Source organism: Streptomyces sichuanensis, from assembly GCF_020328095.1.
Classification (GTDB): Bacteria; Actinomycetota; Actinomycetes; order Streptomycetales; family Streptomycetaceae; genus Streptomyces; species Streptomyces cinnamoneus.
In genome coordinates, this window is the sequence record NZ_JAIXMK010000005.1 from 127177 (window position 1) to 150724 (window position 23548).

Consider the following 23548-nt stretch of genomic DNA (forward strand, 5'->3'; position numbering starts at 1 on the left):
CGCGAGGCTGACCGCATCCGGTGACTATGTCACCGGCTGTATCAGCGGACCACCGCCTCCAGGGGGAACGGCCGAGGGGCCTGTGCTTTCCGGCCATGTGCGGTCAGGGTGGGGTAATCGGTGTAGCCGGTGGCTCCGCCCACGTACATCGTGTACGCGTCGCGCACCGGGTTGAGGGGCGCGTCGGCCTGGAGGCGTTCGACGAGGTCGGGGTTGGCGAGGAAGGCGCGGCCCAGGGAGATCAGGTCGGCCCCCGCGGCCAGCAGGCGTTCCCCGGCGCCCCGCCCGCCGTCGGCGGGCAGCGGGTCCGGCCAGCCCAGGTCCGGGTTGGCCATCAGGATGCCGGGCCAGGCGTTGCGGACGGTGGCGAAGAGGGGGTTGGCGGGGTCGGCGAATTCGAGGTGGAGGTAGGCCAGGTCCATGTCCGCGAGGGCGTCGAGGAGTGCGGGGTAGAGGTGCTGGGTGTCGCCTTCCTCGATGCCGTTGACGGTGTTGGCCGGAGAGATGCGCACGCCCACCCGCCCGGGGCCTATCGCCTCGGCCACGGCGCGGGTCACCTCCACCGCGAAGCGGATGCGGTTCGCCACGGAACCGCCGTAGGCGTCGGTGCGGTGATTGGTGTTGCGCGCCATGAACTGGTGGAGGAGCTGCCCGTTGGCGGCGTGGACCTCCACGCCGGCGAAGCCCGCCGCGACGGCGTTGCGGGCGGCCTGGGCGAAGTCGGCGATCGTGGACCGGATGTCCGGTGCGGTCATCTCGCGGGGCGTGACGGAGGGCACGCGCCCGCCCGGGGTGTGGATCGTCTCCGGGAGCGCAATGGGGGAGGGGGCGAGGGGAGTCAGTCCGCTGTTGAGCGGGTGCCCGACCCGGCCTCCGTGCTGGAGCTGCAGGAACATCCTTCCGCCCGCCGCGCGCACCGCTTCCGTGACGCCCCGCCACCCGGCCACGTGTTCCGGACCGTGGATCGCGGGAATGCCGGGGTAGGTCTGGCCCACGGCGTTCGGTGTGGTGCCCTCGGCGATGATCAGGCCGGCCGAGGCGCGCTGTGCGTAGTACGTGGCCATGAGGGAGCCGGGAACGCCGTCGGCCCCGGCCCGGTTCCGGGTGAGCGGTGCCATGACCAGGCGGTTGGGCAGCTGGAGGGGGCCGAGGCGGGTGGGCTGGAAGAGGCTGGAGTTTACGGTCGTCTGCGTCATGCCCGTACCGTAGGAAGTGACACTGGTGTCAGGTTCAAGTACGGGGCACGGCGGATGTGGCCGGGTCGCACGGATGAGGGGGATCGGGTGCGGATCGGAGAACTGGCCGAGCGCACGGGCGTGAGCGAACGCTCACTGCGCTATTACGAGAAGCAGGGGCTGCTCAGGGCCGAGCGGACCCCGGGCGGTCACCGCGAGTTCGGGGAGTGGGCCGTCGACCGGGTCATCCGCATCCAGGCCCTCTTCGCCGCGGGCCTGAGCAGCGCGAAGATCGCGCAGCTGCTGCCCTGCCTGCGGGACGCGGACGGGGGGCCGTCCGCGCGGGCGACGGGACGGCTCGTGGCCGAACTGGCCGAGGAGCGCGAGCGGATAGACGGGCTGATCAGGGATCTGGTCCGCTCCCGGGACGTCCTGGACGAGGCGATCGACATGGCGGCCCGGCCCCGGGACGAGCTCGTCGGACCCTGAGCCCGGCCTCACCCTCCGTCACCGTCCCGACGTGTGTGAGCCTCTCTCCGAGTACCCCCGGAACACCCCCCTCCGTATAAGTGGCCGCATCGGCTCTGGCAAGATCGTGCAGCACATCGTGCCTCCGGCCGTACGGGCGGCCCGCCTTGGCCGGGCACGGGGAACAACCAACGGGGAAAGTGAGAACAGATGCGCGCGTGGACTCGTGCGGTCCCGGCGACGGTGGGTGCCCTGGTGCTCGCCCTGGCGCTGACCGGCTGTAACGATTCGGGTTCCGGGAAGAAGAGCCACGGCGGCTCCAGCTCCGGTTCCTCCGGCTCCCGTTCCGACGCGAAGGCGAAGGACGAGAAGAAGACCTACCGCCTGGGCGAGGCCAGCCCGGAGCAGGAAAGCGCCAAGCAGGCGTCCGACGGAGCCAAGTTCACGGTCACACCGACCAAGGTGGAGACCGGCACCAAGGCCGACATGGACAACTCCGGGCTCAAGAAGGACGACGAGAAGGACGGAGCGAAGATCCCCGTCTACGTCTGGTCGACGCTCACCCACAAGAGCGGCAAGCCCATGGAGCTCGGTGACATGGACGACGACCTGGTCGTCCGGACCGACAAGGGCCAGCGCACCCGGGCCCTCATCGTCATCATGGGCGAGGCGAAGTGGCCCAACTGCCCGGCGACGGACCGCAGCAAGCAGATGAACCCGGGTCAGTCGGCGGAGGTCTGCACGGCCTTCCTCATCCCCGAGGGCCAGAAGGCGGCGGCGGTGGAGGTGACCCGCGGCTGGTACAAGGAGCCGCTGGAGTGGCCGGTCGCGTCCTGACCGGCCGCCGCCCGGGGAACGGCGAACGGGACCGGCGGTGCGCTCCGCCGGTCCCGTCCGGCTTCGCCGGGCCGGTCACCTACACGGGCGAAGTTCACGGAGGCCGCCGGTAGGCGGCGTTCTCCTGGGCATGCCTGCAGGGGGTGGCCGGGCGGGAGGATGCGGTGGCGGCGTGCGAGAAGTGCAGGGCCGTGGTGTCGCGGCAGGGTGCTGACACCGTCACGTCGTTGGGGTACGCGCTGTTCGCGACGCGCTGGCTCCAGGCTCCCCTGTACTTCGGCCTGGTGGCGGCGCAGGCCGTCTACGTGTACGAGTTCTTCGGTGAGCTCCGCAGTCTGATCGGGGGTGTGGCCGGCGGGAACTCGGACGAGAACACGGTGATGCTCGCCGTGCTGAAGCTCGTCGACGTGGTGATGATCGCCAATCTTCTGATCATGGTGATCGTCGGCGGGTACGAGACGTTCGTCTCCCGCATCGGCCTGCAGGGTCACCGCGACCAGCCGGAGTGGCTCTCGCACGTCAACTCCAACGTGCTGAAGGTCAAGCTGGCGATGGCGATCGTCGGCATCTCCTCGATCCACCTGCTGCAGATGTTCGTGAACATCCACCACACGTCCCGGCAGGAACTGCTGTGGGGGACCGTCATCCACATGGCCTTCATCGCCTCCGCGTGCATCCTCGCCTTCATGGCCGGACCGATGGAGGCCAAGGCCGCCATCCTCGAACACCAGGGTGCGTCCCATATCCCGGCTCAGCCCGCCGCTTCCGGTCACGGTGCCCGCCCCGGTCACCCTGCTCCCCCGGGCGCGCCCGCCCCGCCGGCCGGCGGGGCGGATGACCAGCGCGAATAGCCCAGTTCCCCACCGCCCCCCGACGCACCGGAAGGCCGGCCGCTCCCTCACGGGAGCGGCCGGCCTTCCGGCTTGTGCGCCGCCTCGTTCGAGGCGTCGCGTGGGGCGGGTGCCGTCAGGCGCGGGCGGCGTCGACGTCGTACGTCTTGGCGACGTCGTCGAGGACCGAGTTGGCGCCGTAGAGGCCCACGGCCAGCATCCAGGTGATGTCGTTGGCCTCGTGGACCTGCCCCTTGAGCTGCTTCCAGAGCGGGTTGGCCTGGAACTTCTCCTGGCTCTTCTTCGAGGCGCCCTGCGGGTCGGGGTAGGCGGTGACGAAGATGTCGTCCGCGTCGACCTTCTTGATCTGCTCCTCGGAGATGTCGGCGTTGAAGCCGGTGCCCTTGGCGTCCTCGGGCTTGTCGAAGCCGAGGTCCTTCAGGATGACACCGATGTAGGTGTCCTCCTTGTACAGGCGCGTCGGGCCGTCGACGAAGCGGACGACGGAGACGGAGGGGTTGGAACCCTTCTTCTTGCGGACGGCCTCACCGACCGCCTTGGCGCGCTTGTCGAAGGCGGCGACCTTCTCGTCGGCGAGCTGCTCCTTGCCGAGCGCCTTGCCGACGAGCTTGAGGTTGTCCTTCCACGTCGCGCCGGTGTCCTCGGTGAAGACGGTGGGCGCGATGCCCGACAGCTGCTTGTACAGCTTCTCGTGACGGACCTTCGCCGAAAGGATCAGGTCCGGCTTGAGGGCCTGGATCTTCTCCAGGCTGGGCTCTTCGAGCATGCCGACCGGCTTGGCCTTGCCGCCGTACTTGGCCGCGTCGTCACCGAAGTAGGCGGGCAGCTTCTCGTCGGGGGAGGCGAAGGTCGTGTAACCGACGACCTCCGACTGCAGGGCCAGCGTGGCGTCGACGAACGTCATGTCCAGCGCCACCACACGCTTCGGAGCCTTCTTCAGCTCCGTCTTGCCCATGGCGTGGTCGATGGTGCGCGGGAACGCAGCGCCGACGGCCGAGGACTTGTCGCTCTTGTCGTCCGTATCCTTGTCCGAGCCTCCGCCACAGGCGGCGGTGGCGAGCAAGCCTGCGGTGACAGCGACGGCTCCGACAGTGCGGCTGAAACGACTGAGCCACTTGGCTCTCATCGGCGAGGTCCCTTCTCTGTTCGCGTTGTGCGCCATAAGGATAGGCTCACCTAAGTGGCCAAAATTCGCCGTGGAGGGGATCGTGATCGAAGCGCTACCTGCGCCACCCGTAAAAAAGGGGCGGATGCAGCAGGTTGCGTCCGAAAGGGCAAGAAAGCGGCGAATATGGACATTCGTCTTGGTGGGGCTGCTGGCGCTGGCGGTGCTGCTCAGCATCGGGCTCGGTGCGCAGTCGCTCGGCCCGGGCCAGGTCTGGCACGGACTGTGGAACGCCACCGACAGCGAAGGGGACGTCATCGTCCGCTCGCTGCGCCTGCCCAGGACCGTGACCGCCCTCGTCGCCGGTCTCGCGCTGGGCGCCGCGGGAGCCCTGATGCAGGGGCACACCCGTAACCCCATCGCCGACCCGGTCCTCCTCGGCATCAGTGCCGGCGCGGGCATGGGCGTCGTGGCGTCCCTCTTCCTGATCGGCGTCAGCAGCCTGTACGGCTACGTGTGGTTCGGGTTCCTCGGGGCCGCGCTCGCCGGCGCCCTGGTGTACGCGGTGGGCGCGCTCACCCGTGGCGGTGCCACGCCCGTGACCCTCGCCCTGGCCGGTGCCGCCGTCCACGCCCTGTTCACGGCGCTCACCGCCGGCATGGTGCTCTTCGACCGGCAGGCCCTGGAGACCTACCGCTTCTGGACGGTGGGCTCGGTCAGCGGACAGCCCCTCGGCCTCACGCTGCAGGCCCTGCCGTTCATCGTGGTCGGGCTGGTGCTGGCCGCGCTGAACACCCCCGGCCTGAACGCGCTCTCGCTCGGCGAGGACGTGGCCCGGATGCTCGGCGTGCGCATCGGGCTGAACCGGGCGCTGGGCATGGCGGCCATCACGCTGCTGACCGGCACGGCGGTCGCCGTGTGCGGGCCCATCGGCTTCGTCGGCCTGGTCGGCACGCACATCGCCCGGTACCTCTCCGGGCCGGACTACCGCTGGATCGTGGCCCAGGCCGCGCTCATCGGCGCGACCCTCATGCTCACGGCGGACACCCTCGGGCGGCTGGTGGCCCGCCCCGGGGAACTGCAGGTGGGCATCATGCTGGCGCTCATCGGCGCGCCGGTCTTCATCCAGCTCGTACGCCGCCGCCAGGCGGTGAGGATATGAGCGACACGTCGACACGCGACGGCGCGCCCGGGGCCGTGGTCCCCGGGCGCATCCCCCTGCGCGCCGGACCCGTCTCCCTGGTGTGGCGGCCGCGCACCCTGCTCGTTCCGCTGCTGACGCTCGGCGTCCTCTTCCTCGGGGTGCTCGTCAACTGCGGCCGCGGCGACATCGACATCCCGGTCGGCGACGTGGCCCAGGCCCTCTTCGGCGGCGGGGACGAAGGCAACCGCATGGTGGTGACGGAGCTGCGCCTGCCCCGCTCGGTGACGGGCCTGCTCGTCGGCGCCGCGCTGGCGCTGGCAGGCGCCATCGTCCAGGGCCTCGCCCGCAACCCCCTGGCGAGCCCGGACATCCTGGGCATCACGGCGGGTTCGGGCGTCGGCGCGGTGACGGTCATCGTCTTCGGCGGCGCCTACGGAGGCGTCGGCGGCTCCCTGGCCAGCGTCGGCATCCCCACCGCCGCGATGGCGGGCGGGCTCCTGGCGGCCGTCGCCGTCTACGCGCTGGCCGTACGGCGCGGCCTGTCCGGCTACCGCGTGCTGCTGGTGGGCGTCGGCGTCAACGCCATCCTCACCAGCGTGCTGTCGTGGCTGCTGCTCAAGGCCGACATCGTCGACGCCGGGCGCGCGCTGCTGTGGCTCAACGGCAGCCTGAACGGTGCCTCGTGGGACACCCTGCGGCCGGTCATGTGGACGCTGCTGGTGCTCATGCCCGTGGCCCTGCTGCTCTCCTTCCCCTTCGGCGCGCTGGTCTTCGACGACGACACCGCCCGCGGCCTCGGCGTCCGCATGACCGCGACCCGGGTGGCACTGCTGTTCACGGCCGTGCTGCTGACCGCCGCCGCGACCGCCGCCGCGGGGCCGATCGCCTTCGTGGCGCTGGCCTGCCCGCAGCTCGCGGTCCGGCTGCTGCGCACGGGCACGCCGCCGCTGCTCGCCTCCGCGCTGATCGGCGCGGCGGTCACGGTCTGGGCCGACGTGCTCGGGCGCACCGCCTTCGGAAACATCGAACTGCCCGTCGGCATCCTCACGGCCGCACTGGGTGCCCCGTACCTGCTGTACTTGCTCATTCGGAGCGGAAGGGCCCGCACGTCATGACCGAGACCACCCGTACCCCGTCCGCGGCACCCGAGGACGCCGGTGCCGTGCGCCCCGAGGTGCGGCTGCGCGCCGAGGGGCTGACGCTCTCCTACGGCGACCGGACGGTCGTGCGCGAGCTCGACCTCGACATCACGGACGGCACGGTCACCGCCGTCATCGGGCCGAACGGCTGTGGCAAGTCCACGCTCCTGCGGGCCTTCGGGCGGCTGATGAAGCCCACCGCGGGGACCGTCCTGCTCGACGGCCGGCCCATCCACGGCATCCCCACGCGCGAGGTCGCCGAACGTGTGGGCCTGCTCCCGCAGTCGCCGGCGGCCCCCGAAGGGCTGAGCGTCGCCGACCTGGTGGCGCGCGGACGGCACCCGCACCAGAGCTGGTACCGGAGGTGGTCCTCGGACGACGAGGCGGCCGTCGAGCAGGCCCTGCGCGCCACGGGGATGTTCGATCTGGCGGAGCGGACGCTGGACGAGCTGTCCGGCGGACAGCGGCAGCGCGCCTGGATCGCCATGGCGCTGGCGCAGGAGACCGAGCTGCTGCTGCTGGACGAGCCGACCAACCACCTCGACCTGGCGCACCAGATCGAGGTGCTGGACCTCGTGCGCGAGCTGCACCTGACGACGGGCCGCACCGTGGTCGTGGTGCTGCACGACCTCTCGCTCGCGGCGCGGTACGCCGACCGGCTGGTGGCGATGAAGGACGGGCGGGTGGTCGCCCAGGGCGCGCCGTCGGAGGTGCTCACCGAGGACCTGGTGGCGGAGGTCTTCGGCCTGCGCGCCCGGGTCCGTCTCGACGAGGAGACGGGCTCCCCGCTCGTCATCCCGCTGAGCAGGCACGGAGCCAAGGCGGCTGACGGGGCGTAAGGTCCCGCGGGGCGGGGCGGGTGTGCACGGGGTGAGAGTTGCACACGGCAGGCGATAGGTTAGCCTTACCTAAGTCGGTGGGTGGCGAGAATGCACTCCCCCCACCGGGCTTCGCTTTGCCCGCCCAGCTCCGCTCGTGACCGAAGGATCCCACCATGCTGCGTGCTCGTCTCCTCGACCGACAGGCGCAACGTGAGTCCGCTGCCCGCACCTACGCCCGGTCCATCCCGGTGGCGCCCGTCGCCGCCTCCGGCGCCGAGGTGACCGGAGCCGACGGCCGTACGTACCTCGACTGTCTCTCCGGTGCCGGCACCCTCGCCCTCGGCCACAACCACCCGGACGTCGTCGCCGCGTTGCAGGACGTCATCGGCTCCGGCGCCCCGCTGCACGCCCTCGACATGATCACCCCGCAGAAGGACGCCTTCAGCGAGGAACTGCTCAAGCGGCTCCCCGGCACGCTGCACGACAACGCCAAGCTCCACTTCTGCAGCCCGGCCGGCACCGACGCCGTCGAGGCGGCGCTCAAGCTCGCCCGCAACGCCACCGGACGGCAGGGCGTCTTCGCCTTCACCGGCGCCTACCACGGCATGACCCTCGGCGCGTCCTCCGTGTCCGGTCCCGGCCGGATGCGCCGCGGCTCGGCCGAGTTCGGGCCGGCCGAGGCCCAGCCCGTGACCCGGCTGCCCTACCCGTACGGCTACCGCTGCCCGTTCGGCGTCGGCGCCGACGAGGCGGGTGTGCTCTCCGCCCGCCTGATGGAGAGCTACATCACCGACCCCAGCAGCGGCGTCGGCAAGCCCGCCGCCGTCATCCTCGAAGTGATCCAGGGCGAGGGCGGCGTCGTGCCCGGCCCCGACGCGTGGCTGCGCGAGGTGCGCCGCATCACCGCCGAGCACGGCATCCTGCTCATCATCGACGAGGTGCAGACCGGCATCGGCCGCACCGGCGACTTCTGGGCCTGTGAGCGCGCCGGCGTCACCCCCGACATCCTCGTCACCTCCAAGGCCGTGGGCGGCGGCCTGCCGCTGGCGCTCATCGCCTACCGCCCCGACCTCGACACCTGGCAGCCCGGCGACCACACCGGCACCTTCCGCGGCAACACCCTGGCCATGGTCGCCGGCGAGATCACCCTGCGGACCATAGCGGAGCAGCAACTGGCCGAGCGTGCCGCCAAGCTGGGCGAGCGCATCCGCACCGGCCTGCGCGAGCTGGCCACCGACCACCCGCAGATCGCCGAGGTCCGCGGCCGCGGCCTGATGATCGGCGCCGAGCTCGTCGACCCGACCGCCGAGCCGGACGCCCTCGGCTCCCGCCCCGGCAACCCGGCGTTCGCCCGCTCCCTGCAGCAGGCGTGCCTGGAGCGCGGCCTCATCCTCGAACTCGGCGGCCGCGGCGACACCGTGCTGCGTCTGCTGCCCCCGCTGGTCCTCACCGACGAGCAGGCCGACGCCGTGCTGAACCGCATCGCCGACTCCCTGTCCGCCGTCGCCGCGGAGCGTGCCGCATGAGCCAGGCCCCCCGCCCCGACGCCGTCGCCGACCCGGCGTCCCCGCACGCCCTGCGCCGGCTGACCTCCGTCGCGCTCGACGCCCTGGCCGACGGCGCCGCCGCCCGCGGCGGCCCGCTGCCCGCCGGCGGTCCGGACACGGTCGCCGCCCGCACCCGCGCCCTGTGCGCACCCGTCCTGCCCGACGAGGGAGTGGGCGCGGAGGACGCCCTCTACGGCATCGCCCGCGCGGCCGCCGAGGGCGCCGCCGACCCCTCCGACCCGCACTGTGTGGCGCACCTGCACTGCCCGCCGCTCGCGGTCGCCGCGGCGGCGGACCTGGTCGCCTCCGCGCTCAACCCGTCGATGGACTCCTGGGACCAGGCGCCCGCCGCCGCGGTCATCGAGGAGGAGGTCACCGCCGCCCTCGCGCACCTGGTGTACGCGGGCCGGCCGGAGCCCGACGCGGTCATCACCAGCGGCGGCACCGAGTCCAACCTGGTCGCCCTGCTCCTGGCCCGGGAGCGGGCCCGCGCCACCGGGGCCCGGGCGCTGCAGGTGTTCGTCGGCGCCAATGCCCACCACAGCGTGCGCAGGGCCGCGTGGATGCTCGGCCTGCCCACCCCGGTCGTCGTGGACTGCCCGGGCGGCCGGATGAGCCCGGCGGCACTGGCCCGGGCGCTGGCCGACTGCGGCCCGGGCCCCGCCCTGGTGGTCGCCACGGCCGGCACCACGGACGAGGGTCTCATCGACCCGCTGCCCGAACTCGCCGACGTGGCACGCACGCACGGCGCCGAGCTGCACGTCGACGCGGCCTACGGTGGCCCCCTGCTGTTCAGCGAGCGGCTCGCGCCCCGCCTGGCCGGCATCGAGCACGCGGTGTCGGTCACGTACGACCTGCACAAGCTGGGCTGGCAGCCGGTCGCCGCCGGTGTGCTCGCGGTCGTCGACGCCGACGTGCTGGAGCCGCTGGCGCTGACCGCGGACTACCTCAACGCCGACGACGACACCGAGGCCGGCCTGCCCGACCTGCTCGGCCGCTCCATCCGCACCTCGCGCCGCCCGGACGTCCTGAAGATCGCGGCGACCCTGCGCGCCCTCGGCCGGCGGGGCATGGGCGCCACGGTGGAGCACTGCGTCGAGACCGCCGCGGAGTTCGCCCGCGCCGTCGAGGACCACCCGGCGCTGCGCCTGCGCGCCGGCAGCCCCGGCATCAGCACCGTGCTGTTCCGGCCGGTGGCCGCCGACGCCCTGCCCCGCGAGGCGGGCGACGAGCTCGTCGCCGCCGTCCGGCGCGACCTGCTCGCCGAGGGCCGCGCGGTCCTGGGCCGGGCCCTGGTGCCCGACGCCGACGGAACGCCGCGCCTCTGGCTGAAGGTGACGCTCCTTCATCCGCGCACCACCGCGGACGACCTGGGCGGCCTCCTCAAGCTCGTCACCGAACGGGCCGAGGCTCCCGTGGCGGCCGGCACCGGCGGCTGACCGTCCCGGCCGCGGCTTGGAATGCCGCCGGGAATGATTTAGCTTAGCCTCGCCTAACTAGTCGGGGGTGTCCGGTCGCGCACAGGCGCGCCGGGCACCCCCGGGCCGCCCCGAGGGGAACCATGAACACCATCGCCATCGACGGCGCAACCGCCGTCATATCCAGACCGGACGCCCCGGCCCTGCGCGTCGAGCGCTACGACGGCCCGGCCGCCGCCGACCGCCTCCCGCTCTGGGTGGGCGCCTACGAGGACGTCTACGCCCACGCCCTCGACCTCAGCGACCACAACGACCCGCCGATCGCCGAGCGCCTGGAGCGCCACTGCGCCCGCCCCGGCTTCGAGCTCGTCGCCGCCTTCGACGAGGACCGCGTCGCCGGCCTCGTCTACGGCTACACCCTGCCCGAGGACTCCCTGTGGTGGGAGGGCCTCACCCCCGCTCCCGACCCGGAGTTCGTCCGCGAACACCCCGGACGCACGGTCGGCGTCTGCGAACTCCTCGTCGGCGTCCCGTGGCGCCGCGACGGCATCGGCGGCGGCCTCCTCGACGCCTTCCTCGCCCAGCGCCCCGAGGAGCGGGCCGCCGCCCTGGTCGCCGACGGCAACGCCGTCGTCCTCGGCCGCTACGCCGGCTACGGGTTCGCCCCCGTCGGCACCATGGAGCCCTACCCCGGCTGGCGCCCGCACACCATGATCGTGCGCCCGCTGCGCCAGGGCTGACCCGCAGGCCCCCGCACCGCACCGAACGTCCCTCCCCAGCAGCAAGGCAGCCGCCGTGTCCATAGAACTCCCGCCGTCCGCAGCGCCCCGCTCCGCCCACCCGCAGGACACCCTCCCCGCACACGTGCAGCGCCGGCTCCTCGAACTCGCCGGGACCGGGACCCCGGTGGCCGCCTACCTCTACGACGGTGACGTCGCCGCGTCCCGCGCCCGCGAGCTGCGCGCGGCCCTGCCCGCATGGGCGGCCGTCTACTACGCCGTCAAGGCCAACTCCTTCCCCGGGATCGTCGAGGCGCTCGCCCCGCACGTCGACGGCTTCGAGGTCGCCTCGCTGTCCGAACTCGCCCTCGCCACCGCCGCCAAGCCCACCGCACCCGGCACCATGACACCGGTCCTCGCGGCGGGACCGGCGAAGTCCGTACCCGTCCTGACCGGCCTGGTCGAGGCGGGCGCCGAGGCCATCAACGCCGAGAGCCCCCTGGAGCTGCACCGCATCAGCCGCATCGCCCAGGAGCGCGGCACCACCGCCCGGGTCGCGCTGCGCGTCAACCCGGCCGAGATCCCCGTCACCGGCTCCCTCCACATGGGCGGCGCCGCCTCACAGTTCGGCATCCCCGAGCCCGACGTCGCGGACGCCGTCCGCATCGCCCAGAGCCTGCCGGCGATCGACCTCATCGGCTTCCACATCCACGCCGCCTCCAACAACCTCGACGCCGTGACCCACGCGGCCTACGTGCGCTGGTGCCTGGAGTGGAGCGTCGCCACCGCCGCCCGGCACGGCATCGACCTCCGCCACATCGACGTCGGCGGCGGCATCGGCGTCGACTTCGAGGGGGACTTCCACGGCAAGAAGCCGTTCGACACCGTCCGCTTCGGCGAGCTCATGGCGGCCCTCGAACCCCCGGCCGGCGTCAAGGTCGCCTTCGAACCCGGGCGCTTCCTCGTCGCCGACTGCGGCTGGTACGCCGCCGAGGTCACCGACGTCAAGCACTCCTACGGGCAGTCGTTCGCCGCCCTGCGCGGCGGCATCAACCACTTCCAGCTCCCCACCTCCTGGGACATCGTCCACAACGTCGCCGTCCTGCCCGTCGACACCTGGCCGCAGGACTGCCCGCGCCCCGAGGCCGCCGGCACCCGCGTCACGTTCGTCGGCGAGCTCTGCACCCCCGAGGACACCCTGCTGCGCGACGTCCGCGTCGACCGCGTCCGCGCCGGCGACATCGCCGTCTTCCCCTACGCGGGCTCCTACGGCTGGGAGTTCGCCATGCACTCCTTCCTCGGCCACCCCGTCGCCGACCGCATCCTGCTCTGAGCCGGGCCCCGAGCCCCGCCCGCACCCCGGAGTCCCCCGATGACCCACCCGACGCAGCCGCCCACGGCCGCCGACCCCGCCGGCCGACCCGACCCCCTCGACCACCCCGACGTGCTGCGCGCCGCCGACTCGGCGGCCACCGAGACGCTGCTGCGTGCCTACGTCCGGGAGACCGCCACCGACGTCCCCGCCGCCGGCCACGACCTGCACCTCGACTTCCCCGCCAGCGGACTGCGCCTGGCCGTGCCCGTCCGCTACCGCTCGGCCACCGGCTGGCACCGCTTCGGCGACCCGGTCGTCCTCGGCACGGGCCGGGACGTCCCCCCGCCCGCCGACGTCACGCTCGTCGCCTCCGCGGCCGTCCGCGAGTCCACCACCGGCCGCGGACACCCCGCCCACCTGGGCACCGACGCCGCCGGCCGGGTCCTGAACTCCGCCGGCCGCGTCGCCGCCCACCTGGCAGCCCGCCGCGCCGAGGGCGACGGCACCACCGGACCCACCCCCTACCTCGACGCCGAACAGGCCCTCCTGCTCGGCCACCCCTTCCACCCGGCCCCCAAGAGCCGCGAGGAGGCCACCGAGAGGGAACTCGCGGCCTACTCGCCCGAGCTGCGCGGATCGTTCGCCCTGCACTGGTTCGCCGCCCACCCCGACATCGTCGTGGGGGAGAGCTGGGACGGCCGCCCCGTCGCCGACCTGCTGCGCCCTGCCGCCGCCGGCCTCGACCTGCCCGCGGGCACCGTGCCCGTACCCGCCCACCCCTGGCAGGCCCGGGACGTCCTCGACCGGCCGGAGGTGCGGCAGCTCGTCGAGGACGGCCTGCTCACCCCCCTCGGCCCCGCCGGCGCCCCCTGGTACCCGACGTCCTCGGTGCGCACCGTCCACCGCCCCGGCGCCGACGTGATGCTCAAGCTCTCCCTCGGCATGCGCATCACCAACTCCCGCCGCAACAACCTGCGCGGCGAGATGCGCCTCGGCGTCAGCGCCGCCCGGCTGCTCGCCGCCGGCCCCGCCGACTGGCTGCGCGCCGAACACCCCGACTTCGCGATCCTCCGCGACTTCGCCTGGATCTCCGCCGGCACCTCCGGCGCCGAGACCGGACTGGAGACCGCCGTCCGCGACAACCCCTTCCGCGGCGGCGACCGCGAAGGACTGTGCGTCGCCGGCCTGCTGGCCGAACGCACCGGCCCCGGCGACGGATCGGCCCCCCGCCACCGCTCGCTGCTCGCCGAAGCGGTCGCCCGCGCCGCCCACGCCCACGGCACGACGGTCGCCGAGGCCGCCGCCCGCTGGCTGGAGCGCTACCTCGACGTCCTCGCCGTCCCCCTCGTCCGGCTCCAGGCCCGCTACGGCATCGCCCTCGAACCGCACCACCAGAACACCCTCGTCGCCCTCGGCGAGGACGGCCTGCCCGCAGCCGGCTGGTACCGCGACAGCCAGGGCTACTACCTCGCCGAGTCCCGCGCCGCCGACATCGAGCGCCTCCTGCCCGGCGCCACCGCCGACGTCGAGCTCGTCTTCGCCGACGCCTTCGTCGACGAACGCGTCGGCTACTACCTCTACATCAGCAACCTGCTCGGCCTCGTCGGCGCGCTCGGCGCCCAGGGCCTGGCCGACGAACGGGACCTGCTGCGCGTGCTGCGCACCCGGCTGGAGCGGCTGCGCGCCGCCGAGCCCGGCGCGAAGGGCCTGCTGGACCTGCTGCTCGACACCCCGGTGCTGCGCTGCAAGGGCAACTACCTCACCTGCGTGGACGGGCTCGACGAACTCGTCGGCGACGTGCACACCCAGTCCGTCTACATCGACCTTCCCAACCCCCTCGCGGAGGCCCTGCGTTGAGCGCCCAGACCCCCTATGACCTCGTCGGCGTCGGCATCGGCCCGTTCAACCTCTCGCTGGCGGCCCTCGCGGACGGCGTCGCGGACCTGAACGCCCTCTTCCTCGACGCGAAGCCCGCCTTCTCCTGGCACCCCGGCCTGCTCATGGAGGGCACCACCCTCCAGGTGCCCTTCCTCGCCGACCTCGTGACCATGGCCGACCCCACCAGCCCCTGGTCGTACCTGAACTACCTGCGGTCCCACGACCGCATGTTCCCGTTCTTCTTCTCCGAGCGCTTCCTCATCCCGCGCCGCGAGTACGACCACTACTGCCGCTGGGTCGCCGAGAGCCTGCCCTCCTGCCGCTTCGACGCCCACGTCACCGCCGTCGAGTGGGACGAGAGCGCCGACGCCTTCGCCGTGACCCACCGCTCCGCCGACGGCACCGCCACCCGCGTCCTCGCCCGCCAGGTCGTCCTCGGCGTCGGCACCAACCCCGTCGTGCCCGAGCCGCTGCGTCCCCTGCTGACCGACGAGCACCGCGGCCGGGTGCTGCACAGCGCCGACTACCGCACCCACCGCGAGGCCCTCGCCGCCGCCGACGACGTCACCGTCATCGGCGCCGGCCAGTCCGGCGCCGAGGTCGTCCTCGACCTCATCCGCCGCCAGGACGGCCAGGGCCTGGGCGGCCCGTTCACCCGCTGGCTCGCCCGCACCCCCGCGTTCGCTCCGATGGAGTACTCCAAGATCGGCCTGGAGCACTTCACGCCGGACTACATCCGCTACTTCCGCGCCCTGCCCGAGGAGCGCCGCGAACACCTCGTGCGCGAACAGTGGCAGCTGTACAAGGGCGTCAGCGCCGACACCCTCGGCGCGATCCACGACGAGCTGTACGAGCGCACCATCGGCGGCGGCCGCCCCCGCGCGGACCTGCACCCGGGCGTCGAACTGCGCGCCGTCGAGACGGACGGCGACGGATACGTGCTGACGTGCCGTCACAGCCCGCAGGACAGCGAGTTCACCTTCCGCACGTCGGCGATCGTCGCGGCCACCGGATACAGCGCCGTCCGCCCCGCCTTCCTCGACGCCATGGCCGACCTGGTGGACTGGGACGACCGGCAGCGCTACCACGTCGACGGCGACTACCGCGTCGCCCTCGACCCGCGCGTCGGCGGCACCCTCTACGTCCAGAACGCCGAGATGCACACCCACGGGGTCGGCGCCCCGGACCTCACCCTCGGCGCCTGGCGCGCAGCCAAGATCCTCAACGCCGTGTGCGGCAGCGCCGTGCTGCCCGTACCGGAGCAGGCCGCCTGGACGACCTTCGGCGCCCCCGGCACCGCGCCCGCCGCCGCGGACCTGCGACCGGACCCGATCGGAACCCTCCGGTGACCGCGGCCCGGCAGGCCGGGGGAGCGGCACCCGCGCGACCGGGCCTGCCACTGCGGGCCGTCCTGATCGCCGTGATCGCGCTCTACCTGATCGCCGAGACCGCACTGGCCCCCTTCCTCCCCCAGCTCTTCGAGCGCCTCTACGGCGTCGACGACCCGGGAGCGACGGGCCTCTACCTGTGGATCTGCCGCATCGTCGGGCTGATCGCGCTCCCGCTGTGGGGGCTGGCGGCCCGCCGCCGGCCGCTGCACCAGCTCGTGGTCACCGGACTGTGCTCGGCGGCCGCCGTGGACGTCGTCCTCGGCTTCGCCCCGAGCTACGCCGCCTTCACCGCACTGTCGGCGGCCTCCGTGGCCGCCAACGCCTCGCTGCTGCTCGCCTACCCGGCCTTCATCGCCGAGCACACGCGCAGGGCGGCCCAGGAGCAGAGCGACGCCGAACACGCCGAACTGGCCGCGGTGCGCTCCATCGTCCTCGTCTTCCACGTGGCGGCGGTCGCGGCCACCCTGGTCGGTGCGGGCGTGCTCGCGCTGCCCGACCCACGGCTGGGCGTCTCGGCGTTCGCCGTCGTCGACGTGATCCTCGCCGTCCTCATCCTGCGCGTCCTGCGCCGGTTGCCGGCCGGGGAGAAGGAGAAGCCCGGGGCCGCGCCGGCCCGCACCGCCGGACCGCGCCGCAGCCGCTGGATACTGCTGGCGCAGGCCGCGCTCATCGGCGTCGCCTTCGACTTCGCGCTCGCCGTGGCCCGCCCGTTCTTCACCGAGTTCGCCGAGGGTCTGGGCAGCGGCTCCCTGGGCGGCGCCGTGCTGTTCTTCCTGCCCAGCGTGGGCGCGCTGATGACGCTGCCGCTGGCACGCCGCTGCCACGACCGGTTCGGCCGGCGGCTGCTGCCGGTGTCGGCCCTGGTCTGCGCGGCCGGGTTCCTGTGGCAGTACGCCGCCGACGGCCTGCCCGCGCTCGTCAGCGGCCGGCTGCTGGCCGGCCTGGGCCTGGGACTCGCCCAGGTGGCCGTGGAGATGCGGATGTTCCAGACCACCGGCACCGCCGGCCCCGCCTTCACCGCCGTGGAGACCGTACGCTCCGCCGGCCTGCTCGCCGCGCCCCTGATCTCGGCGGCCGTCGTCTCCCACGACCTCGCCCTGCCGCTGACGGTCGCCGCCGCGGCCCTGGCCTGCGTCGCCGTGGCCTCCCTGGCCACGGCCCCGGCCTCCGCCGCCCCGGGCCCCGCGCCCCGTCCCCCCGCCCCCGAACCGATCCCCGTCACCGTCCCCGCCGACGCACCCGTGTACGCCAAGGAGTACGACCGATGAACCGCGCCACCCGAGACACCTGGGCCGAGGCAGGACGACGACTGCTGGTCAAGGCCGTCGAGGAGTTCGCCTACGAGGAGCTGCTGACGCCGCGGCCCGACGCGGCGGCCGGCACCGACGCGTACCGCCTCGACTTCGCCGACGGCGTCCACTGGACCTTCCGCGCCACCCGCGGCACCTTCGCCACCTGGCGGCTCGCCGGCACGCCCGTACGCCACCCGGCCCCCGCCGACGGCGACGCCGGCCCCGAGCGCTTCCTCCTCGACGCCCGCGACCTGCTCGGCTGGGACGGCCCCACCACCGCCGAGGTGCTGCGCGAGCTGACCGCCACCCGCCGCGCCGACGCCCAGGCCCTCACCCGGGCCCTGCCCGCCGCCCGCCTCGCCGACCTGGACCACCTCGACCTGGAGGCCCACCAGGACGGGCACCCCTGCATGCTGCTCAACAAGGGCCGCCTCGGCTTCTCCGCCGCCGACTCGGCCGCGTACGCCCCCGAGACCGCCGACGCCGTCCACCTGATCTGGGCCGCCGTCCACACCGGCCTCGCCACCTACGCGGGCGTCCCGGGCCTGGACGCCGAGACCCTCCTGCAGGAGGAGCTCGACGACGACGTCCGCGAGCGCTTCGCCGCCACGCTGGAGGCGGCCTGCGCCGACGGCCCCCACGCCCCGTCCGACTTCGCGTGGCTGCCGGTGCACCCCTTCCACTGGGACGAGGCCGTCGAGACCCTCTTCGCCTCCTACCTCGCCGACGGCCGCATCGTCCGGCTCGGCGAGAGCCCGGACCGCTACCGCCCGCTGCAGTCGATCCGCACCCTCGCCAACCTCGACCACCCGCACCGCCGCAACGTCAAGGTGCCCCTGCTCATCCGCAACACCCTGGTGTGGCGCGGCCTGAAGACCGAGCCCACGCACGCCGCCCCCGACGTCAGCGCCTGGCTGCACGGCATCCGCGCCAACGACCCGTTCCTGAGCGAGGAGCTGCGCTTCCACCCGCTCGGCGAGGTCGCCGCCGTCTCCGTGGCCCACCCCCTCTACGACTCCGTGACGGACGCCCCGTACCGCTTCCACGAGCTGCTGGGCGCCGTCTGGCGCGAGCCCGTGGGCGCCCTGCTCGGCGACGGCGAGCAGGCCCGCACCATGGCGGCCCTGCTCAAGACCGGCTCCGACGGCCGCGCGCTCGTCAGCGAACTCGTGGAGCGCTCCGGCCTGCCGGCCCAGAAGTGGCTGGAGACGTTCTTCGCCGCCCTGCTCCCCGGTCTGCTGCACTACCTCTACCGCTACGGCACGGCCTTCTGCCCGCACGGCGAGAACACCGTCGTCCTCTACGACGCGAACGACACCCCGATCGGCATCGCGGTCAAGGACTTCGCCGAGGACGTCAACCTCCTGCCCGGCGACCACCCCGAGTACGCCGCCCTGACCGAGCGCGCCGACCGCATCCTGCTCCGCTGGCCCGCCCACGAGCTCGCCCACTCCCTGCTCAGCGCTGTCTTCGCCGGACATTTCCGCTTCTTCGCGCCGCTCGTCGCCGAGCACCTGGACGTGCCCGAGAACACCTTCTGGGCCATGGTCCGCGCCGAGATCGAGCGCTACCACGCCCGCTTCCCGGAGCTCGCCGACCGCTTCGACGGCTTCGGCCTCCTCGCACCCGACTTCGACCGGGTCGCCCTCAACCGCGAGCAGTTGCTCGGCGGCGGCTTCCACGACCGCGCCGAGAAGGACGAGGGCTTCGACGTCGTCCACGGCCGCGTCACCAACCCCCTCGCCACCGCCGCTTCCGAGGAGGAGAAGTGATGACGGACCCCACCGCCTTCGACCGGCTGCGCGCCGAGGCCGAGGCCGGCCGCCTGGAAGAGGTCGTCGTCGCCGTCCCCGACCTGCAGGGCCGGCTCCAGGGCAGCCGCCTGGCGGCGCCCTACTTCCTCGACGAGGCCGCCGCGAACGGCTTCAACGCCTGCGTCTACCTGCTCGCCACCGACGCCGAGATGAACACCGGCCCCGGCTACGCCATCGACGCCTGGCAGAGCGGCTTCGGCGACTTCGTGCTGCGCCCCGACCCCGACACGGTGCGCATGCCCGGCTGGGACCAGGGCACGGCCTTCGTCCTGGCCGACGCCACCTGGCCCGGCGGCGAGCCCGTGCGCGTCGCCCCCCGCCGCATCCTCCGCGAACAGCTCGACCGGCTCGCCGGCCACGGCCTCACCGCCCTCGCCGGCACCGAGCTGGAGTTCCTGGTCTTCAACGACACGTACGCCCAGGCGTGGGACCGCCGCTACCACGGCCTGGAGCCCGCCACCCGCTACAACGTCGACTACTCCCTCCAGGGCCTCTCCGGCGTCGAGCCCCTCGTCCGCCGCATACGCCGCGAGATGACCCGGGCCGGGCTGCGCATGGAGACCGCACGCGGCGAGGTCCACCCGGGCCAGTACGAGATCGTCTTCCGCTACGACGAGGCGATGACGACCTGCGACAACCACGTCTTCTTCAAGAACGGCGTCAAGCAGCTCGCCGCGGAGGAGGGCAAGGCCGTCACCTTCATGCCGAAGTTCGACGAGGGCGAGGGCAACTCCTGCCACATCCACCTCTCGCTGCGCGGCACCGACGGGTCGGCCGTCCTCGCCGACCCGGCGGCCGAGGACGGCATGTCCGACCTCATGCGGCACTTCATCGCCGGACAGCTGGCCTGCCTGGCCGACTTCACGCTCCTGATGGCGCCCAACGTGAACTCGTACAAGCGGCTGCGCCCCGGGGCGTTCGCCCCGACCGGCATCGGCTGGGGACGCGACAACCGCACCTGCCCCGTCCGCGTCGTCGGCGCCGGCCACTCCCTGCGCATCGAGCACCGTGTCCCGGGCGGCGACGCCAACCCCTATCTGGCCATGGCGGCCGCCGTGGCCGCAGGCCTCTACGGCATCGAGAACGAACTCCCGCTCCCGGCGCCCCACGAGTCCAACGCCCTGGCGGATCCCTCCGTCCCCCGCCTGCCGGGCTCGCTCACGGCGGCGCTGCACCGGTGGGAGAACAGCGCCTTCGCGGCCAAGGTCTTCGGCTCCGACGTCGTCGGCCACATCGCCCAGGCGGCACGGACCGAGCTGGAGGCGTTCGAGAGCGCGGTCACCGACTGGGAGCGGGTACGAGGCTTCGAGCGGCTGTGAGGTGAACCCCACGGGCCCCCGGGGCGCCGTGGCCGTCCCGACCGACGGTCCACGGCGCCCCGGGGGCCTTCGGCGATTTCATCGTGCCTTAAACACCTCTCGCGAGGATCAACGGGCCCCGGGCGGCCGCCCCGCTCTCCCGGGGCCGTGGCGCGGCGAGCGCCGCGCGGTGCCGCAGCCGCAAGCTGCCGGAGCGTGAGGAAGCCCGTGGAATTCACCGACATGGCCGGACTGAGCGTCCGGCCGGGGACGCTGACCGTCTGGCGCCCGGTAGCCCTCGACGAGCACCCCGCGTCCTGGACGGCGGACGCGCGGCCCGCCTCCCACGCGCAGGAAGCACACGTCACCCCGTGGCTGGAGGAGCCCCGCCCCTCGCCTTCGTGGATCGCGACGGCCTTCGAGCTGCCCGGACCGCTGAGCACCGATGCGCTGGAGACCGCGCTGTCGCTGTGGACCGACCGGCACGAGTCGCTGCGCAGCCACCTCGCCCCCGACGCGACCGGCCTGCGCCGCACCACGCTGGCACCGGGAGCGGTGGCCGTCCGCGGGTCGGTGGTGGGCACCTGCCTCGGCGGTGACGCGCTGGCGCACCGCATCGAGGAGGTGTTCGACCGGGAAGCCGTGCCGCCGGCCTGGCCCTCGTACCTCTTCGCGACCGTGACGCGCCCCGACTCCACCACGCTCTACGTGGCCTGCGACCACTCCAACGTGGACGGCTACTCCATGGCCCTCGCCGCGTACGAGATCCGCCGGCTGTACGAGGCCGCGCTGCACGGGATGCGGCTGGAGCTGGCCGAGGTGGGCAGCTTCCTGGACTTCGCCGCGCACGAGCGGCAGGCGGCGCAGTTGGTGGGCGGCGACCACGAAACGGTGGTCCGGTGGCGGGAGTTCATGGCGGCGACCGGCGGGCGCATGCCGGACTTCCCCGTCCCGGTCGAGGCGGACGACGCCTCGTCCCCCCAGCACAACGGCCTGGAGTGGCTGCTCGACGCCGACGAGGCGGCCGCTTTCGACGCCCTCTGCCGCCGGTCCGGCGGCAGCTTCTGTGCCGGCCTGCTGGCCTGCCTGGCGATGGCGGCCGACGTACAGGGCGACGTCACCCGGAAGCGGGGGAGCTTCAGCACGCTCATGCCGTTCCACACGCGCAACCAGGCGCAGTGGACGTGGTCCGTGGGGTGGTACGTGGGGCTGGCGCCCCTGCGGTTCGCGGTCCGCGCCGAGGACGGGTTCGCCGCCCTGACGGGACGTGCCATGGCGGCGCTGCAGGAGGCCCGGCGGATGGCGGAGGTGCCGGTCACCAGGGTCACGGAGCTGCTCGGAGCACCGGTGGAACCCCGGTTCGTCGTCTCGTACATGGACTTCCGGCACGTACCCGGGGCCCGGCAATGGGCCGACTGGAAGGCCGCCATGGTGCGCAGCCACCGGATTCATCCGCACGAGGTCTACCTGTGGATCAACCGCACCCACGAGGGCGCGTACGTGAGTTTCCGCCACCCGCGTACGGAACAGGCCGAAAAAACGATTCTTCGCTATCTCGAAGACGTCCGGCGCGCAATGGCGGACACCGTCGGCGGCAAGGAGGCAGCCGCATGAGGAGGATCGGGACAATGGGCTGCGCTCCCCACCCGTGCGGCGCGCTCGTTGTGACGCGACTGTGACGGCGCGCGTGGCTTCCGTCATAGCCTGTCGTGGTCTGCCCTGATCTCCTTGGGCACATGCGCAGCCCTCTCCTCTCCCTTCCCGTCCTCATGGCCGGTGTCCTCCTGCTCGCAGCGTGCGGATCGGAAGGGAAGGCCGGCTCGCGGAGTGACGCTCCTCCTCACGATTCCCCCTGCGGGGCACAGCCCTCCGGTACGGCCACGGCCTCCGACGGCGTCCGGATCACCGGTGTGAGCCGGGACGCAGGCCATTGCGCGGAGTTCGAGGTCACCAACCACGAGGCCGAGCCGTTCACCTACACGATCACGTTCACCTTCCTGTCGGGTGCCGGAGAGGCGCTGGCGAGTCAGAAGGAGACGATCCCGTCCGTCGAGCCCGGCCGGACCGTGAAGCGCACCGTCACCCTGAGCGGTACCGCCGCGCTGCCCTCCGCCATGCGAGGCCCGGCGCGCGTGAAGATCGCCGAAGTGAGGAGCGTCCCCACCGGCGAAGCGCCCTCCCCGGCGGGCTCCTGCCCGCCCTCGGGAGTCCGCGTCTACACCGATGACGGCGATGCCGCCATGGGGCTCCGCCTCGCGGGCATCAACCTGGAGAACTGCGGGACGCGTACGACGCGGCTCAACGGCTACCCGGAGCTCCAGCTCCTCGACAAGGCCCACAAGCCCGTCGACGGCGTGAAGGTCCTGCAGGGCGGCAGCGCCATCGCCACCGGCACCGGAGCCGACGGCGTCCCTCAGCCGCTGGCCCTGGAGCCGGGCGAACGCGCCTACGCCCTTCTCGTCTGGCGCAACACCGTCGAAGGCGGCGACCCCGTGAACGCCCCGTACGTGAGGGTGCGGGCGACGCCGGGTGCCGCCCCCGTGACGGTGACCCCGGAGCTCGACCTGGGCACGACGGGAAAGCTGGGGGTCGGCCCCTGGAAGAAGGACGAGTCGAAGGCGCCGGGCGCCGGCGGCGGCGCGTCGTCCGGTACGCAGTCGCCCGAGCGGCCGCCGGGACGCCCGTAGCCCCTCAACCGCTGCGGAGCCCATCGACGAAGGCGTCGACCACTGCAGCCTGCGTGTCCGCGGAAAACCGCTGAGGATCGAACAGGGCCTGGACCACCAAGCCGTGGACGAAGGCGACCGCCGCCGCCGCGAGGTGGTCGACGTCGGCGGTGGCCGGGATCTCGCCGAGCGCCCGGGCGGCCTCCAGGTGGGGGCGCAGAGCAGCGCGCATACGGACGTAGCGCTCTCCCTGGTCGGCGCAGAGGCCCTCGTCGGCCAGGGCCAGGTCCCACGAGCTGACCCAGATCCGATTGCGTGCGGTGTTGTCCCGGCCGATCGGCAGGGTGTCCAGCAGGAGGACGCGGAGCGCGGCCAGCCCCTCCTGGGGGCGGGCGCGACGGGGGCGGTCGGCGCTGCTCTTCTCCAGGAGTTCGAGGGCGTGGACGACCAGGGCGCGTTTGGCCGGGAAGTAGTGCATGAGCAGTCCGGTGGAGACGCCCATCTCGGCTGCCACGGCGCGCAGCGTCAGGCCGCCGAACCCTTTGGCGGCCAGTACGCGCCACACGGCTTGCGAGACGTCCCCACGGCGGGCTTCATGATCGACAGGAGCAGGTGCCATGGGGCTAGGATACGTACCGAACGCTCGTTACGTATCTCGACGCCCACGGAG

At 73.2% G+C, this 23548-nt stretch carries 20 protein-coding genes; 17 read left to right on the forward strand and 3 right to left on the reverse strand.

Translation table 11 applies throughout. The features are described 5' to 3' along the window. Positions 1-41 precede the first annotated feature (41 nt). Complete coding sequence (locus LE181_RS03760) at positions 42-1196, reverse strand: alkene reductase (RefSeq protein ID WP_225659505.1); 1155 nt, start codon at positions 1194-1196, stop codon at positions 42-44. 87 nt (positions 1197-1283) lie between these two features. Between LE181_RS03760 and LE181_RS03765 the strand changes: the two genes are divergently transcribed. From LE181_RS03765 to LE181_RS03775, 3 genes are all read left to right on the forward strand, one after another. Then, positions 1284-1664: a MerR family transcriptional regulator gene (locus LE181_RS03765; protein WP_225659507.1), complete on the forward strand. Its 381-nt coding sequence runs from the start codon at positions 1284-1286 to the stop codon at positions 1662-1664. A gap of 189 nt (positions 1665-1853) precedes the next feature. Then, positions 1854-2480: a hypothetical protein gene (locus LE181_RS03770; RefSeq protein WP_225659508.1), complete on the forward strand. Its 627-nt coding sequence runs from the start codon at positions 1854-1856 to the stop codon at positions 2478-2480. 227 nt (positions 2481-2707) lie between these two features. Continuing rightward, the gene (locus tag LE181_RS03775; RefSeq protein WP_225659510.1) at positions 2708-3331 is read left to right on the forward strand and encodes a TIGR00645 family protein; all 624 of its coding nucleotides are present in this window, start codon (positions 2708-2710) and stop codon (positions 3329-3331) included. Positions 3332-3446: 115 nt separating this feature from the next. Here LE181_RS03775 and LE181_RS03780 read toward each other — a convergent pair whose 3' ends face one another. Beyond that, entirely contained in the window at positions 3447-4457 is a 1011-nt protein-coding gene (locus LE181_RS03780; RefSeq protein WP_225659511.1) for an ABC transporter substrate-binding protein, read from the reverse strand. A gap of 181 nt (positions 4458-4638) precedes the next feature. Between LE181_RS03780 and LE181_RS03785 the strand changes: the two genes are divergently transcribed. From LE181_RS03785 to LE181_RS03850, 14 genes are all read left to right on the forward strand, one after another. After that, on the forward strand, positions 4639-5598 hold the full coding sequence (locus tag LE181_RS03785; RefSeq protein WP_225659513.1) for a FecCD family ABC transporter permease: 960 nt from the start codon (positions 4639-4641) through the stop codon (positions 5596-5598). Further along, positions 5595-6695: a FecCD family ABC transporter permease gene (locus tag LE181_RS03790; RefSeq protein WP_225659514.1), complete on the forward strand. Its 1101-nt coding sequence runs from the start codon at positions 5595-5597 to the stop codon at positions 6693-6695. Before LE181_RS03785 ends, LE181_RS03790 begins: the two co-directional genes overlap by 4 nt. Continuing rightward, positions 6692-7558 (forward strand): ABC transporter ATP-binding protein, encoded by an 867-nt coding sequence (locus LE181_RS03795; RefSeq protein WP_225659515.1) that lies wholly within the window; start codon positions 6692-6694, stop codon positions 7556-7558. The genes LE181_RS03790 and LE181_RS03795 overlap by 4 nt, the downstream gene beginning before the upstream one ends. A 155-nt stretch (positions 7559-7713) precedes the next feature. Beyond that, complete coding sequence (locus LE181_RS03800; RefSeq protein ID WP_225659516.1) at positions 7714-9066, forward strand: diaminobutyrate--2-oxoglutarate transaminase family protein; 1353 nt, start codon at positions 7714-7716, stop codon at positions 9064-9066. Beyond that, positions 9063-10526 (forward strand): pyridoxal phosphate-dependent decarboxylase family protein, encoded by a 1464-nt coding sequence (locus LE181_RS03805; protein WP_225659517.1) that lies wholly within the window; start codon positions 9063-9065, stop codon positions 10524-10526. The genes LE181_RS03800 and LE181_RS03805 overlap by 4 nt, the downstream gene beginning before the upstream one ends. A 122-nt stretch (positions 10527-10648) precedes the next feature. Next, entirely contained in the window at positions 10649-11245 is a 597-nt protein-coding gene (locus LE181_RS03810; protein WP_225659518.1) for a GNAT family N-acetyltransferase, read from the forward strand. A 55-nt stretch (positions 11246-11300) separates the two neighbouring features. After that, entirely contained in the window at positions 11301-12557 is a 1257-nt protein-coding gene (locus tag LE181_RS03815; protein ID WP_225659519.1) for an alanine racemase, read from the forward strand. A 39-nt stretch (positions 12558-12596) separates the two neighbouring features. Then, on the forward strand, positions 12597-14396 hold the full coding sequence (locus tag LE181_RS03820; RefSeq protein ID WP_225659520.1) for an IucA/IucC family protein: 1800 nt from the start codon (positions 12597-12599) through the stop codon (positions 14394-14396). Beyond that, the gene (locus LE181_RS03825; protein WP_225659521.1) at positions 14393-15766 is read left to right on the forward strand and encodes a lysine N(6)-hydroxylase/L-ornithine N(5)-oxygenase family protein; all 1374 of its coding nucleotides are present in this window, start codon (positions 14393-14395) and stop codon (positions 15764-15766) included. The genes LE181_RS03820 and LE181_RS03825 overlap by 4 nt, the downstream gene beginning before the upstream one ends. Beyond that, positions 15763-17076 carry an MFS transporter gene (locus tag LE181_RS03830; RefSeq protein WP_225659522.1) on the forward strand — a complete coding sequence of 438 codons (1314 nt, stop codon included), beginning with the start codon at positions 15763-15765 and terminating at the stop codon, positions 17074-17076. Before LE181_RS03825 ends, LE181_RS03830 begins: the two co-directional genes overlap by 4 nt. Continuing rightward, positions 17073-18872, forward strand: a complete 1800-nt coding sequence (locus LE181_RS03835) for an IucA/IucC family protein (RefSeq protein ID WP_225659523.1) — start codon at positions 17073-17075, stop codon at positions 18870-18872. Before LE181_RS03830 ends, LE181_RS03835 begins: the two co-directional genes overlap by 4 nt. Beyond that, entirely contained in the window at positions 18872-20233 is a 1362-nt protein-coding gene (locus LE181_RS03840) for a glutamine synthetase family protein (protein WP_225659524.1), read from the forward strand. The genes LE181_RS03835 and LE181_RS03840 overlap by 1 nt, the downstream gene beginning before the upstream one ends. Before the next feature lie 207 nt (positions 20234-20440). Next, positions 20441-21826, forward strand: coding sequence for a condensation domain-containing protein (locus LE181_RS03845; protein ID WP_225659525.1), 1386 nt, complete (start codon positions 20441-20443; stop codon positions 21824-21826). A gap of 122 nt (positions 21827-21948) precedes the next feature. Continuing rightward, entirely contained in the window at positions 21949-22899 is a 951-nt protein-coding gene (locus LE181_RS03850) for a DUF4232 domain-containing protein (protein WP_225659527.1), read from the forward strand. 4 nt (positions 22900-22903) lie between these two features. On the opposite strand, the gene LE181_RS03855 is transcribed toward LE181_RS03850, so the two are convergent. Continuing rightward, positions 22904-23497 (reverse strand): TetR/AcrR family transcriptional regulator, encoded by a 594-nt coding sequence (locus LE181_RS03855; RefSeq protein WP_225659528.1) that lies wholly within the window; start codon positions 23495-23497, stop codon positions 22904-22906. Positions 23498-23548 lie beyond the last annotated feature (51 nt).